Consider the following 14,527-nt stretch of genomic DNA (forward strand, 5'->3'; position numbering starts at 1 on the left):
TTTATTTAATTACCTGCACCCATTTCCCTGCTGTTGTAGCACTTATATTGTTATTGTACATCGCTTCACATTGTACTGCAGATAAATAATAACGGCCAATATAAGCCGCATTTAGCAATACTTTGTAAGTCACCGTTTCATTCTCCCTCAGGTTGAAATACGTAAACACACGGTCATCTCTGATGTCCCTGTAAATATAAGGGGATGAGGCAATCGCACTTTCGGTATCACTGATTCTCGTGTTGATGATCTCCCATCCGGAAGGGAAAATTTGCGTCAATGCCATTTGCTCATAATAGCCCATTTTACCAGGGTTCTTAATCGTCACCTCCGCATAGAAATCTGTACTTTGTTTTAACAGCGAAGGATCAATTGTTTTTCCATTTAACAATTTGTAGCTGATGTTCATATCCAAAGCTTCCAGGTTGTTTGGAAGGAAGGTATTCTGGTCTGCTGCAGGTTGTCCTTGCAGGATCAAACGCGCAAATAACACTCGGTTTCCAGTATTGGTGATGGACACTGTAGGGTTTTTAAAGGTTAAAGGAATGCTATTCAGGAAGTCTTTTGAATCCTTACTTCCTTTTCTTCCATCAATAAAATAACTGTATTTCATGTTGTTGGAACTGGTGTTGGCACCACAGAATTTTGCTATTGCCAATAAGCTATAAGCGGTTGTCTGCGTACTATACCATTCATTGGCTCCCAGCTTGGTGGCAACAGGTTGTAGTAACTTAGCTGCTTCTCCCTTGCGACCCAGTAAAGTCAGGGTTTCCAAAATCATCGCCTCGTCTCTTAATCCAGAACCATAAGTTCCGCCTAATTGCTGGTAAGGTTGTACTTCAATTGATAATCCTTTGATCAAACCATTAGCTGCTGCAGCTTGTCCGGCAAGCTGATAAGCCGCTGCTAAACGCCATTTTGCCGCTACCGACAAATATTGGAATCCCTTTAATCTATTCATTGCCGCCATTTCAGGCTTTTTAGCTAAGGCAAGGACATATAACCTATAGGCCTGGGTTAGATCAGCTCCATAGAAATTGCTGCTGTTAGGCGCCCAATTTGAAGCTTTACCTTTTAAGTAGCGTAATAGCTCATCCTGAATACCAACCGGCAACGTGTATCCTGCATTTTGTGCTTCGATCAGGAAGTGAGCCCCATAAATACTGCCCCATTCATCAGCGCTGGTTGCACCAGGCCAGTAGCCTAGTCCGCCATCACCGGTTTGGAAAGCACGTAATTTATTGATACCAGCCTTAATATTGCGCTCAGTAGTCGTTTTTTGTTGCTCGCTAAGTGGCGTTAATTTATTCAGAAACAGCTGTGGAAACACGCCAGAAGTTGTTTGTTCTACACAACCATGTGGGTATTGCATTAAATAGCCCAGTCGTTTTTTGAGGTCAATGGGAGGGATAGCCGATAATTCCAGACTTCCGGAATTGGTTCCTGCCATGCCTATTGGCGCATAGTTCATTCCCCAGTTTTTACCTGGTTCTACAATTGCCGAAACCACATTGCTCACATAAGGGTTCGGATTGCGAATATCCAGTTCCACATCGTAGGCTATTTTTTCGTTGCCACTTTGCGCGATCAGTTTCACTTTCGCAATTCCAGTGATTTCAGGAACTTTAATCTCAAAATAAGCCATTTGCTCTCCCGGTTGCTTAAACACGAGCTGTTGTGTTTTACTGCCCACAACCTCCAGATTGCTTGCCTGTAATTGCAGACTCACATTTTTCAGGTTTTTCTCTGTGGCAAATACCGTTGCAGGTAAGGTAAAGCTTTCACCCGGACCGATAACCCTTGGCAGGGTAGCCAACAGCATCAAAGGTTTTTTCACCTGTACGCTTTTCTCTGCATTACCATAAGCGCCATCCTGACCGGCAATTACCATTGCTCTTACTGCTCCAATGTATTGTGGTAATTTAAATTTATGGGTATTGCTGCCACCTTTCGATAAGCTAAATGGCCCCATATATTTAACAACCGGCACAAAGCGATTCGCTTTAGCAGGGTTCAGGTTTTTGTTGATGCTACCATCACCACCAATGCTCAGGATTCTTTCTAAGTTACCTCCCCATGCACCTAATACATAATCAAACAAATCAAATGTTTTTACTCCTAATCCTTCTCTGGCATAGAAAACAGCATGAGGATCTGGTGTTTTAAACCTGGTAAGGTCTAGTAAACCTTCATCTACAATAGCAATGGTATAGGTCATTGCTTTTCCGTTTTGCTCGCTGATACTGATGCTGCTCTCCGTTTCTGGCTTCAACTTATCCGCCATTTTGATCAACGGTTTTAGTATCGTTTCCGGATCTTCAATCAACAATGGGATCACACCATACATTCTGATCGGTAAGTCATTTACCGTTTGCGCATGAGGCTGTAAGAGGGTGATATTGGCAAACACGTTAGGTGTCATGCTTTTCTCTGCCTTGAATTTAAACTGCGTTTGTCCGGCTTTAGTATCCGTCCAGAAGGTTTTCAACACCTTGCTGCCATTTTCAATAGAGATCAGCGCTTTGCCATCTTTGCCCGAAGGGATGGTCAATACGATTTCTTCGCCCACCTTAAATTTGGTTTTATTGGCTGTAAAAGACAACATCGCTGCTTCCGTAGGATTTTGTCCTTGTTCACGCTGTGCCCATCCTGGCCAGTCAATATAGACCGATTTTCCGGTCACATGACCGGTGCTACGATCTCTGACTAAAATCAGGTAACGGCCCCATTCCGGTTCGTCAACTCTTAGCTTCCAGTTGCCTTTTCCATTGTTTAAGGATATGGTTTCCTTGGTAACCAGTTTATTGTAAGAGTTCTGTGTGAAATTCGCATAGGCATCTTCCTGTTCACGTTCCCACCACCAGCGCCATTGCACTTTATAAAGTTCTACATCTACATCTTTACTACCGGCAAGCAGTTTTCCATCCCTGTTTACATTGACAATGTCAATCTGATGGTCTTTGCCCGTTAGCAGCATTCCTGTTAAACGATCACCTTCCGGAGTTTTAATCCCGTAATAATCGGAATACACATGGTAGGGGATGCTAAAATTGTCGATACTGAAATTACCGCCGGCTTCAAATACCTTAATTGAGAAATTGGCCTTTAACATACCCGGTGCCGTGTTGTTCTCATTTAGATTTGTATTTACGGTAGCCGTTCCATTTTCATTTAATGTGCCTTCAAAAATGGTTTTTACCTGGGATTCAAAAACTACGGTAGGATTGTCAAAGCTATAAGCCTCATATCCTTTAAAGGTAGTCTTCATGGTATTGAGGCTCACATCTACTTTTGCTTTCAGGTGTTTCCCTGGCGCGCCAAACAACCAATTGGCCGATAAGGTAGCCGTTGATGGGCCACCGGAACCTAAATATGGACGATTGCCATAATTGAAATTGATTTTCAATCGATTCGGCATGACCGTTTCAATCTTAAGTGTTTTAGAGAATACCGCGCCTCCGGCTTTCACTTTTGCAAGCCAGTTACCCGTAGGAGCAGTACTTTCGGTAGCTGTTCTAAATGAATAAAATCCATTTAATGGTTTTCCATTTACTGCGCGCTTAACCAGCTGCCCTTTAGGGTTATATAACTCAAAGGTAACAGGGTATGCACCTGGTAGTTTTTTCAGTTTATCTTCTAAGATGAAGGATAAAAACAAAGAATCTCCTGGACGCCAAACGCCACGCTCCCCATAAATAAAGCCTTTTAAACCATGCTGAACCACATCACCAGCCACATCAAATCTGCTCAATGGCAATGCATTTTCATCATTTACCTTCAGGTAACCACGTTCTTCACCCATTTTGGCCACCAATAAAAATGGCTTTCTTTTCAGGTCAATAGTTACCATTCCATCACCATCAGTTTTAACGGTTTCAATCACCTGTCTCTGGTAATCCTGTAACTCTATAGACACGCCACTCAATGGCTTTGCGGTTAGCAGGTCTGTAGCAACAATAAGCATACTGCCGTCATTACCACTTTTCGCAATCAGGCCAATATTGGAAGCAATTAAATTGCGACTCGCAAACCTGTCACTTCTATAGTAGGATGGGGTACATGGGTTATCTCTATCTTCCCAGCTGTAATTACTTGGGTAGTAATTGTCGTACCTCAGCCAGAAATCGTCGAATTCATCCAGTTTTTCTATATTGTAATTTTCAAACTCGTCTTCATTCTCATTGCCTTCTGCTTCAGTAGCTTCTGCACAATTGAAAAGGTTGTAAGCACTTCTAAATCCAATCGTAACCCGGTACATGGCACCTGGTTCTGTACGGATGATTTTATCCAAGTCTAAGGTAAATCTGTTTTTCTTATGCAGATTAAGCGATTTATCCTCATCCAGGCGGACGGTTTTCTGAACGATCGGTCTACCTACACGGCGCAATTCCTGATTTCCATCAAATCCATTGCTCTGGAAAAACTGAGGGATATTATTTTCATAAATTTTAATCACCGTCACATCAACAGCTTTCAGATTCACCGCATCAAATGGCAATACCAATTTTCCTGAGTTCGGAAGAATTGTTCCTTTTCCAGAAATTTCTACCGATGGGAGTTTATTCTCAAATACAATGTTGGCAGTTTTTGCAGCAGCCAGCTTTTTGTTATTGATGTTTTCAATACCTTCATTGACTGTGAACTGGTAATTGCCTTCCAATTTATCCGGACTGTATACTTTCACCTGACTGGCATCAATTGTAAACCTAAGGTTTGCCAATTGCGACAAAGTAAGCAGGCCGTTTAAATCCTGACCTACATTAATCGGTTCAGAAAACTGTACCAATGCAAAATCCTCCATATCCTGAACCGCTTTCATATTCAGGATTTTGAAAACCCCTTTTGCAGGGACAGCCAGGATTTCTTGCCCTATTCTGCCCGCTTTAATCGGATCGCCATTCCAATCCAGGCTTAATCGTGTTTCCGATTTACCTTTAGGAATGCTATCTACTGTAAATTTTGAAGTGTTTTTTGCTGGGAAATGTTGCCATTTCACTTTTAAAGTACCTGGGAAATCAACTTTTAGACACTGCTCAATCAGTTTTGAATCTTCCTGATCGGCGGTGCTGATCTCTCCGTTCAACTTCATATAGTCCAGGGAAGTGTTATTTTGAGAAACTAAACCTTCCTGTGTCAGGTTCAATCCCGGGTTGATGACTTTAAAGTCAAAATCAAAATCACCCAATCCGTCCTCTGTTTCCGTAACCTTGTCCAGATGAAAAGTCACATCATAGGTTTCTCCGGATTCCAGTGCTTCATCTGGGCGGAATTCTAAGGTCTGCGCATCAATCCAGTAAGTTTTCCCTTTGATAGAAGGGGAGCTACTGAATAAATCTCTGGTATCAGCAACGCCAATATCGCCCATGGTTTTCACCTGACTGGCCAATCTGATCGTAATGTTACTCTTTTTGGATACCGTACCGGAGGTATAGGCTTCTATGTACTTTGCATAGGCCTGATTGTTGTCTTTTGAGGGTTTCTTCTTTAGTAAGAAGAAGGTGGCAAGGCCGATAATGACGAGCGAAACTGCGCCAATAAAAAATCCTTTTTGTGTAATTTTCATGTAATCTGTTCTTGTAGGTAGAAATAGACATGAAAATTAACAAAAAGGATTGATTCCGGAAACTAAACCGAAATTTAATGGGATTATTTTATCATAACTCCTGGTTTATTCACCAGAGGAATACGGATTAAATTCTCGTCAACGATGCTTTCAGGAAGGAAAATAAACTTCTTGTCGTACATCACACTATTTAGGTAATAGCTCAACCAGTATTCATTGGTTAGGCCTAGCACTTCAGGAGCGATCGCTTCCACACCTGCAAAAGATTGCGGAAGGACATTTCCCAGAGAATGACGCAACACAGAAGTCTGTACTTTTCTACCGTCTTTTTCTCCGTAACCTTTGGAGCTGATCATTACATTTTCTAAAACCTCATTTTTAAGGTTAACCAGGTATACGGTCCAGTTTTTAAACTCCGGGCTTTCGCTTGTCAATACCACTGCTATTGCGATATCTTCTACTATATTTTCTGGAAGATCTTTTTTCATAATTATACTCCTTAGGGGCTACCTAATTCTATTTCTTTGCTACTGTTTTCTTTTTTGCAGGTGCTTTGGCCGCTTTAGTAGTGGTTTTTGCTGCTGCTTTTTTCTTTGTTGCTTTAGGCTCAAATGCATTTGGAACCTGCTCAACGATTAGTTTTTTCACTTCTTCCAGAGAAACGGAAGCCAGATCCTCAGGTGTGTATTTTTCACCTGTAGCCGGGTTTTTACCCAATTTCAGCATGTCTTTACCGAAACGGATGAAAGGTCCCCATCTGCCGTTTTCAATGGCAATTTTCTCGTCATTCCATTGTTGGATGAACCTGTTTGCCTCTTTTTCTACCTTTTTACTGATCAGCTCATTGATGTCAGAAGTAGAAAGTTCGTCGAAGTTATAAGCCTTTGGTACATTGATAAACAAGTCGTTCCATTTGATGAAAGGACCGAAACGGCCTTTACCTTTAGTAACTGGTAAACCTTCGTAATGTGCAACAGGGGCATCAGCAGTGATTTTCTCCTGAATAATTTCTATTGCGCGGTCTCTATCTACTGATAAAGGCTCTTCATTTTTAGGGATAGAGATGTAAGTATCTCCCCATTTCACGTAAGGGCCAAAACGACCTACACCTACAGAAACTTCTTTACCCTCGTAGTCTTCCAGTTGGAACGGAAGCTTAAACTGCTCTAAAGCATCTTCAAGCGTTACTGTAGCCACCGATTGAGATTTAGCTAAACTTGCATAACGCGGTTTCTCTTCATCATCATTCTGACCGATTTGTACCAATGGGCCAAATTTACCCACTTTAGCATATACATTCTTTCCAGAAACAGGATCAACCCCTAATAAACGTTCTCCGTTTGCACGTTCTGCAGTTTCTAAAGTAGTTTCTACCTCCTGGTGGAAAGGGGTATAGAAGGAGTGGAGCATTTTAGTCCATTCTTGTAGACCTTGTGCGATCTCATCAAATTCCTTCTCTACATTTGCTGTAAAGTTGAAATCGACAATCCCTTTAAAGTGTTCTACCAGGAAGTCGTTTACAACCTCGCCTATATCTGTTGGGAAGAGTTTTGATTTCTCTGCACCTGTAATTTCTGTTTTAATTTGTTTGTTAACCGCTCCATTTGCCAATACAATTGATGTAAAGGAACGCTGACGACCATCACGATCTTCTTTGACCACATAACCACGGTTCTGAATCGTAGAAATGGTTGGTGCATAAGTAGAAGGACGACCGATACCCAGTTCTTCCAGTTTCTTGATCATGCTGGCCTCTGTATATCTTGCTGGTGGACGAGAGAAACGCTCTGTTGCATTCATTTCTCTAAGCGTCAATTCCTGACCTTTAGCCAATGGAGGCAACATTTTACTGTCTTCCGAATCTTCGATATCATCGTCATCGCTGGATTCCAGGTATACTTTTAGGAAACCATCAAATTTCAATACTTCACCTTCTGCAACTAAATGCTCTTTGCGGGTACTGATAGCAATCTGTGCAGTAGTTTTTTCAAACTGTGCCTCAGACATCTGAGAAGCGATGGCACGCTTCCAGATCAATTCATACAAACGTTGTTCTGAATTATCACCGGTAACAGTATGGTGGTTGAAATAAGTAGGGCGGATGGCCTCGTGAGCTTCCTGTGCGCCTGCAGATTTCGTTTTATATGTTCTTAAGTGATGGTATTTCTCGCCCCATGCAGAGTTAATTTCCGCTGCTGCTGCCTGTAATGCTGTTTCCGATAAATTCACGGAATCGGTACGCATATAGGTGATACGTCCACTTTCATACAGTTTTTGTGCGATTTGCATCGTTCTCGATACAGAATATCCCAGTTTACGGGAAGCTTCCTGTTGCAAGGTAGAGGTCGTAAAAGGAGGAGCAGGGTTTCTTTTTGCAGGTCTGGTTTCTAAACTAGCTACACTGAATCCCGCCTTTATACAGTCGTTAAGGAACTTTTCTGCATCTGCTTCTTGTTCAAAACGCTGTGGCAATTCTGCTTTAACCACTTCTTTACCTGTTCCGGTTCCGAATTGTGCAGATACCTTAAACGCAGCAGTTGCATTAAATTTATTGACTTCTCTTTCTCTGTCTACAATTAAGCGTACAGCCACAGACTGCACTCTACCTGCAGATAAAGATGGTTTGATTTTTTTCCATAATACCGGAGAAAGCTCAAAACCTACCAATCTATCTAATACACGACGTGCCTGTTGGGCATTTACCAGGTTATAATCGATTGTACGTGGATTTTCTATTGCCTTTAATATTGCAGGCTTAGTGATCTCGTGAAATACAATACGTTTAGTTTTATTTTCTTTTAGTCCTAATGTCTCAAATAAGTGCCAGGAAATCGCTTCCCCTTCACGGTCCTCATCGGACGCTAGCCATACCATTTCGGCTTCCTTGGCTAACTTCTTAAGCTCGGCTACTACATGCTTTTTATCGGCAGGGACCTCATAGGTCTGTGCGAAATTATTGGCCACATCGATGCCCATATCCCCCTTAACCAAATCCCGGATGTGTCCGTAACTTGATTTAACAAGGAAATCTTTTCCTAAATACCCTTCAATGGTTTTAGCTTTTGCAGGTGACTCAACTATTAATAAATTCTTCGCCATTCAGAACGTTTTTCTGCAAATAAAGCTATAAATAAGGCTAATTTCAAAATCCGATACGATTTTTATAGTAAATAAATTTGAAAAAGCCTCATTTTACCTGTTATAAAGTGGTGATATATAGCTTATTTATGGGGCTTATCCGTCGTAATGTGTTTTTTTTATAAAATTTAATAGCGTATGATTATGTGGTTCTTCAGTTGAATTGAAGAGTAAGAACTGATTTGTGTGAGTTTTAACGTTATTTTTGGTTCAAACAATCTTTTTGTGCTTAACTTCGTTTATACATTAAATAATATCAAACTATGAATACATTATTAATATTACTAAGTCTGATTTTTACCCCACCGGCAAAAAGCGTTTATGATTTCAGTTTTAAAACCATCGACGGGAAAGAAGTTAAGTTGTCGAAATTTAAGGGAAAGAAAATCCTGATTGTGAACACAGCTTCTAAATGTGGGTTTACTCCTCAATATGAAGAACTGGAAAAACTGAGCAAGCAATATGGGAAAAATGTTGTGTTAATCGGATTCCCTGCAGGAAACTTCAACGGACAAGAATTGGCAACCAATGCAGAGATCAAAGAGTTCTGTAAAAAGAATTTTGGCGTGACCTTTTTATTAAGTGAAAAAGTGAGTGTTAAGGGAGATGACATTGATCCACTGTTCAAATACCTGACGAGCGCTGCAAACCCTGATTTTACTGGTGACATCAACTGGAACTTCGAGAAGTTCTTAATCAATGAAAAAGGAGAGTTGGTACACCGTTTCCGCTCTAAAGTGAAACCACTAAGCGAAGAGCTAACTAAAAATCTTTAGTATTCGTTAGAATGCTTTAAAAACCTGTTTCAATCGAGACAGGTTTTTTTTTGAATAAACAGTATGGTGTTTTATAGAAAGTAGTTCCTCCATTTTACTACACCACCTTTTAGACTGTAAATCTGCTTTTCCTGTCCGTACTTTTCATAGAGTGCTTCTGCCGCAGCAACACTACGTATACCATGCTGACAAATAAATACAATGTTTTCCTCAAGAATGTCTGTAGCTAAAAAAGCAGCAAACTCAGACATTGGGGTTTTTATGAATATTTCCCCATTTAATATTGGGAATTCATGACGTTCTCTTACATCTATAATTAATGTTGATGTTTCTTTTTGAAGCACGCTCAATTGTGTAGCATCTATTTCTGTATATCCTTGCATTATTTCGCAAGAATCTGGGTGTTCCATTTCCATGATGCAAATTTACAGTTAAAATACCGTTTTTTGTGTAGGGAACATGAACAAGGGGATTTGTTGAAGAAAGCTTCGCCAAAGAGATAGAAAAATGAGTTCTCTATTCAGTCTCGTTTATGTTCTGAGTTTTGGTAAATTCTGATTAATTGGGCTTGTCTGGGATTTTGATCTTTGGAGCTGGCTGTAATTGAGCTTTTAACTTTAGGTTAAGCTTTCTGTTTCCAGCGGTTTTAGGCAGTGTTTTGGTGCTATTTAATGGTTTTATACTAGCAGGGGCCTGTTTGTTGCTAATATTCATTTCTTTTGCCTCTGAAATAGCATTCTCCATTTCTGGTTCAGCTATCTTTTCCATTTTAGCGATACTACCGGCATGAACACTGTCGGAAATTTCAGATCCATCGTCATTGATAAATGAAATATAAGCCTCCATTCTTTCATTCAGTAAATATAGGGGGATATACATTCTATATTTTCCATCCTCTCTACGGGATGCACTGAGGCAATGGCTTTCTTTGGAACGCTCAGGGAAACAAAGCAGTAACATCGCTCTGTCCATTCTATTTTGCCATGGAAGATCGGCAGGAACATCCCAGCTGAATTCAACTTCTGTTCCTATGACCTGGATTTGCGCATTTTCGGCTTTTAATAGGCTTCCCATGCTCAGCATTGCTTTGGAGTAATCCATGGATGCATTGGGATATTCACCGGTTATTGCATGTTTTTTATTATAGGAAACAGCTTCATTATAATAGTTTCTGTCGGTTCCCAGTACTTTTAGTTTGAAGCCAAGTTTTATAAATGGAATAAGTGGTCGAAGGAAATCGTTCACAATTTTCATCCTATTGCAATTGATCTTTCTGGCAGGGCTGAGGGGCTTGCCACTATGTCCAATGGTTCTAATCACGTTCTTCTCGTTCAGCATATAGCCTACCAAATTGCCTACCCGGCCAATAAATCCACCAAATAATCCGTTTTGTAAACTTCCCATAGCGTTATTGTTAGTTGGTAAACAGTGTGTTGTGAATGGTAAGGTAGTCAATTAGTTCGACATCCGCTATAGATGAGCTCGAGATCCCTTTAATATAAATAGGTATTAAATACATAGTCTACTTGTCTCTAAATAGTAGTTAAATGGTCTTTTAGACCTATTAAGGATTAATCAACCATTAATAAGAGATGAAGAGAAGACTTATAAGAATAAGGTTCAGTTCGAAAGCATATTAAAGACAGTATGGGATGGAGAGGAGCTTTGCAGATATTTTTAATTGTAAATTAATTAAATAGATTTGTTGTTGTTGAATTAATTAATAATATTAGTCTTGTGATTAAGTATTAGTAAGAGTCTTATCGGCAATAATTCTGACACCGCAGAATAAGACAGTAGAAAATACCCATATTTGTGCTATCAAGCACTTATACTTGTATATCCAAAATAATGGATGTGAGGGCTGCTGTTATTCCATTTTGCGTAAGGTGTCAGAAGCTTTTAGTCATGTCGGTGGTTTGCGGTCCTCACATTTATTTGTGATGATCTCCCAATAGGCTCGTTTAAAAACAATGAGCCATGAACACAAAAAAAAGACACTTATCTCTTTCAAATTTAATCTTACTTTTTAGCTGTCATCATCAGCCAAGTGCCAAAGCTCCGGCTCCGGTTTAGGGAATCGAAATTTTCCAGGTAGATAATTCCGAACATTTCATTCTTTAAAAACTAAGCGCTATGGTCCGAGTAGAAAACAATAAAATAATTATAGAAATAGATAAAATCGAGGATTACGATCATGATTTTATCCATGATCTACAGTTCGATTTAATTCAGTTGATGAATTGTGTACATGTTTTAAAGAATGTACATGATCCTGATCTGTTTTTGCCGAATTCTTTTTTAAGCATCATACAGTTGCAAAAGGCTTTGGTGCCTACTGTAGACCAGATGAAATTAATATACCCTATATCACCATTAACACAGAAGGAGGCCTGAAATGAATCACAGTTTATATAAAATATCAGAAATAGAATTACAATACAAGCCTAAAATGAAAGCGAATGAACGACCTGTATTAAAATGTACAGAAGATGTTTACCGAATGTTTAAGCAGCATTGGAATATGGATTTGATTGAACTTGTTGAAGAATTTAAAGTAATTCTTTTAAACAGGAGTAATGCGGTATTGGGAATCTTAAACGTTTCTACAGGTGGATTAACAGGAGTGATAGCGGATCCAAGGATCATATTTGGTGCAGCACTAAAAAGTGGAGCTACAGGCTTGCTTCTGGCGCATAATCATCCTACGATGACTTTAAAGCCTAGTAATGAGGATATCGCCTTGACGGAGAAATTAAAGGATGCAGGGAAGTTTTTAGATATTAATATTATAGATCATTTAATTATAAATGAGAAGGGATACTTCAGCTTCGCCTGTGCGAAGTTGTTATAGTTGGCATTATCCTCATCAGTCGATAGTCTAATTATTAGAATGCTTTGTTGTTGAACTCATTAAGAATTAAAATAATTTTCTAAAGCTCAGGAAAGCCAATGTTTTATGTTAATATTTGCAATAGACTTACATATTTAAAGGAAAAAACATGATAATTAACTTTTCTATTTCCAACTATAGAAGCGTAAAGGATAAAGTTACGCTATCTTTTGAGCCAGAGAATTCAACCGATTTAGGGGATTATTATTTTATAGAACCTTGTACCGGGCAAAAGTTATTGAAGCTTGCCCTTATTTATGGTTCGAATGGATCGGGTAAAACTACTCTTTTAAAGGGTTTATCGTTTTTAAGGGCTTTAATTCTAACTTCTACCCGAGATAAGCACGAGAAGTTAAACTTTTGGCCATTTTTGTTTGATGAAAAATCACCCAAAGACCCCTCGAAATTTGAACTTATGTTTATTGCAAACGGGGTTAAGTATTTTTATGAAATTTCCTTTACAACCGAGGCAATTATCTATGAAAGACTTGATTTTTATTCTCCAAATAAATCTTTAGTATTCGAAAGAACTACAGATCAGGAAAGGCAGCTTAGCTTTATAAAGTTTGGTGCTAAAGCTAAAATTAAGAAAAGCCAGGAAGCGATTTTGGAGGCAAACACCCTGTGGAATAGCCCAGTATTAAACGGTTTTTTGAAAACCAATGTAGATTCAAATGAACTAAGAAATGTAACAGATTGGTTTTTAAAGGTGCTTAAAAGTCTAATTTCTCCGAATACGAGCTTTGAACATATCATTAGCAAAGGATTGGAATCTAAGGAAATTAGTAAAAATCATGTTGTTCAATTCTTAAAAAAGGCAGATTTTAAAATCACTGATTTAACAGTAGAAAAAAAGGTTACTGAATATTCTGGAGATAATGAAGTTGTTGAGGAAATACTAAAAGTTCTTACTAAACGAATTGAATCTACACTTCCATCCAATGGAAGCATGTTCAGTGCAGTGGAGAGTGTAGAAACTATTGAAGTTGAATTTCAACATTCCGTATTAAACAATGGTATGGTTTCGAAATACAACTTACCCTATAAAGAGGAGTCTCAGGGAACCCAAAGGTATTTTCAATACAGTGGATTGTTGGATCAAATGCTAAGGAATCCGAGTGTAGTATTAATTGATGAATTAGAATCCTCTTTACATCCGGATTTGGTGAAGCATTTTCTATTATTATTTCTTGTTAATGTGAAACAATGTCAACTAATCGCTACTACACACTATAGGGAGTTATTGATGGAAAGGGAAATTCTTAGAGATGATGTGATCTGGTTTACTGAAAAAAAGGAGGATGGGAGTATGGAACTATTTGCTTTAAGTGATTTTGATTCGAGCATAGTGAGGGATACAACCTCTGTTTTTAACGCTTACAAATCAGGGAAATTAGGCGCAGTACCACAATTAAGTGATTACTATATAAATTTAGATAATGAGGCAGAATAAGGTCCCGAAAAGAAGGCCAGGAAGGAAAACATTTTCTATTGTAGTGGACGGGGAGACCGAATTCTGGTATTTGCAGAAGCTTAAAACAAATGAAGATTTAAAAGGGATCTCTATACAGCCAGAATTACCGAAAAGAAAGAAACTTGCTGATCAGTTTGAGATCGTTAAAGCAAATACGATTACTTATGATGTATCTATATGGATTGTTGATCTTGATGTTGTGATTGCACAAAACACACTAGCTGAATTGAATAAATTTATACTAGAGGTAAAGGGTAATGATAACATCAAGATCCTAATCAATGCCCCTTGTCTAGAATTTTGGTTTTTAATGCACGTAAGTGACCAGGGCAAATATTATTCGGAATGTGGTTCAGTTGGTAGGCAGTTTACTAATTTTTGTCTGTTAACAGATTATGCAAAATCAGAAAAGTACTTCATTAGAACGAATCCTGATATCTACAAAAGACTCCGTCCCAATTTGCAGATCGCCATCTCTAATGCAAAAAGAAGGGGAAGCTTTGATATAGATCAACCGAGACAGGCAAAAGCAGAGATATATAAAATATTTGAGATACTTGGAATTGACCTTAAATAGGTTAGTTGAAGCCAAGTATGTTGATACATAAGTGATTAAATATCAAAATTCTTGTAATCGGCATTACCGACTACAAGAATGAAATTATAAACAAAAAAGAAGAGTA

10 protein-coding genes are annotated in these 14,527 nt (G+C 38.9%); 5 read left to right on the plus strand and 5 right to left on the minus strand.

Features of this window, described 5'->3' with window-relative positions; genetic code table 11:
• Position 1: 1 nt before the first annotated feature.
• From R2S10_RS02540 to topA, 3 genes are all read right to left on the minus strand, one after another.
• A complete protein-coding gene (locus tag R2S10_RS02540) occupies positions 2–5,563 on the minus strand; it encodes an alpha-2-macroglobulin family protein (RefSeq protein ID WP_316838864.1) in 5,562 nt (1,853 codons plus the stop codon).
• Between the two features lie 83 nt (positions 5,564–5,646).
• Complete coding sequence (locus R2S10_RS02545) at positions 5,647–6,051, minus strand: hypothetical protein (protein ID WP_316838865.1); 405 nt, start codon at positions 6,049–6,051, stop codon at positions 5,647–5,649.
• Positions 6,052–6,079: 28 nt separating this feature from the next.
• The gene (gene topA / locus R2S10_RS02550) at positions 6,080–8,662 is read right to left on the minus strand and encodes a type I DNA topoisomerase (RefSeq protein ID WP_316838866.1); all 2,583 of its coding nucleotides are present in this window, start codon (positions 8,660–8,662) and stop codon (positions 6,080–6,082) included.
• A gap of 302 nt (positions 8,663–8,964) precedes the next feature.
• Here topA and R2S10_RS02555 point away from each other — a divergent pair, with 302 nt between their 5' ends.
• A complete protein-coding gene (locus R2S10_RS02555) occupies positions 8,965–9,477 on the plus strand; it encodes a glutathione peroxidase (protein WP_316838867.1) in 513 nt (170 codons plus the stop codon).
• 71 nt (positions 9,478–9,548) lie between these two features.
• On the opposite strand, the gene R2S10_RS02560 is transcribed toward R2S10_RS02555, so the two are convergent.
• Positions 9,549–9,893, minus strand: a complete 345-nt coding sequence (locus R2S10_RS02560; RefSeq protein ID WP_316838868.1) for a rhodanese-like domain-containing protein — start codon at positions 9,891–9,893, stop codon at positions 9,549–9,551.
• A 142-nt stretch (positions 9,894–10,035) separates the two neighbouring features.
• Positions 10,036–10,881, minus strand: coding sequence for a DUF6266 family protein (locus R2S10_RS02565; protein WP_316838869.1), 846 nt, complete (start codon positions 10,879–10,881; stop codon positions 10,036–10,038).
• Between the two features lie 732 nt (positions 10,882–11,613).
• Here R2S10_RS02565 and R2S10_RS02570 point away from each other — a divergent pair.
• The 4 genes from R2S10_RS02570 (at position 11,614) to R2S10_RS02585 (ending at position 14,421) form a co-directional block, all read left to right on the plus strand.
• On the plus strand, positions 11,614–11,874 hold the full coding sequence (locus R2S10_RS02570) for a hypothetical protein (protein ID WP_316838870.1): 261 nt from the start codon (positions 11,614–11,616) through the stop codon (positions 11,872–11,874).
• Between the two features lie 55 nt (positions 11,875–11,929).
• Positions 11,930–12,331 carry a JAB domain-containing protein gene (locus tag R2S10_RS02575; RefSeq protein ID WP_316838871.1) on the plus strand — a complete coding sequence of 134 codons (402 nt, stop codon included), beginning with the start codon at positions 11,930–11,932 and terminating at the stop codon, positions 12,329–12,331.
• Positions 12,332–12,479: 148 nt separating this feature from the next.
• Positions 12,480–13,823, plus strand: coding sequence for an ATP-binding protein (locus R2S10_RS02580; RefSeq protein WP_316838872.1), 1,344 nt, complete (start codon positions 12,480–12,482; stop codon positions 13,821–13,823).
• A complete protein-coding gene (locus R2S10_RS02585) occupies positions 13,810–14,421 on the plus strand; it encodes an RloB domain-containing protein (protein WP_316838873.1) in 612 nt (203 codons plus the stop codon). Before R2S10_RS02580 ends, R2S10_RS02585 begins: the two co-directional genes overlap by 14 nt.
• Positions 14,422–14,527: the final 106 nt, after the last annotated feature.

This window comes from Pedobacter gandavensis (assembly GCF_032678745.1).
GTDB lineage: Bacteria > Bacteroidota > Bacteroidia > Sphingobacteriales > Sphingobacteriaceae > Pedobacter > Pedobacter gandavensis_C.

Coding starts and splice junctions, on each gene's coding strand:
- topA (WP_316838866.1), bottom strand. CDS start 8,662: ATGGCGAAGAATTTATTAATAGTTGAGTCACCTGCAAAAGCTAAAACC.
- R2S10_RS02585 (WP_316838873.1), top strand. CDS start 13,810: ATGAGGCAGAATAAGGTCCCGAAAAGAAGGCCAGGAAGGAAAACATTT.
- R2S10_RS02545 (WP_316838865.1), bottom strand. CDS start 6,051: ATGAAAAAAGATCTTCCAGAAAATATAGTAGAAGATATCGCAATAGCA.
- R2S10_RS02580 (WP_316838872.1), top strand. CDS start 12,480: ATGATAATTAACTTTTCTATTTCCAACTATAGAAGCGTAAAGGATAAA.
- R2S10_RS02570 (WP_316838870.1), top strand. CDS start 11,614: ATGGTCCGAGTAGAAAACAATAAAATAATTATAGAAATAGATAAAATC.
- R2S10_RS02540 (WP_316838864.1), bottom strand. CDS start 5,563: ATGAAAATTACACAAAAAGGATTTTTTATTGGCGCAGTTTCGCTCGTC.
- R2S10_RS02575 (WP_316838871.1), top strand. CDS start 11,930: ATGAAAGCGAATGAACGACCTGTATTAAAATGTACAGAAGATGTTTAC.
- R2S10_RS02555 (WP_316838867.1), top strand. CDS start 8,965: ATGAATACATTATTAATATTACTAAGTCTGATTTTTACCCCACCGGCA.
- R2S10_RS02560 (WP_316838868.1), bottom strand. CDS start 9,893: ATGGAAATGGAACACCCAGATTCTTGCGAAATAATGCAAGGATATACA.
- R2S10_RS02565 (WP_316838869.1), bottom strand. CDS start 10,881: ATGGGAAGTTTACAAAACGGATTATTTGGTGGATTTATTGGCCGGGTA.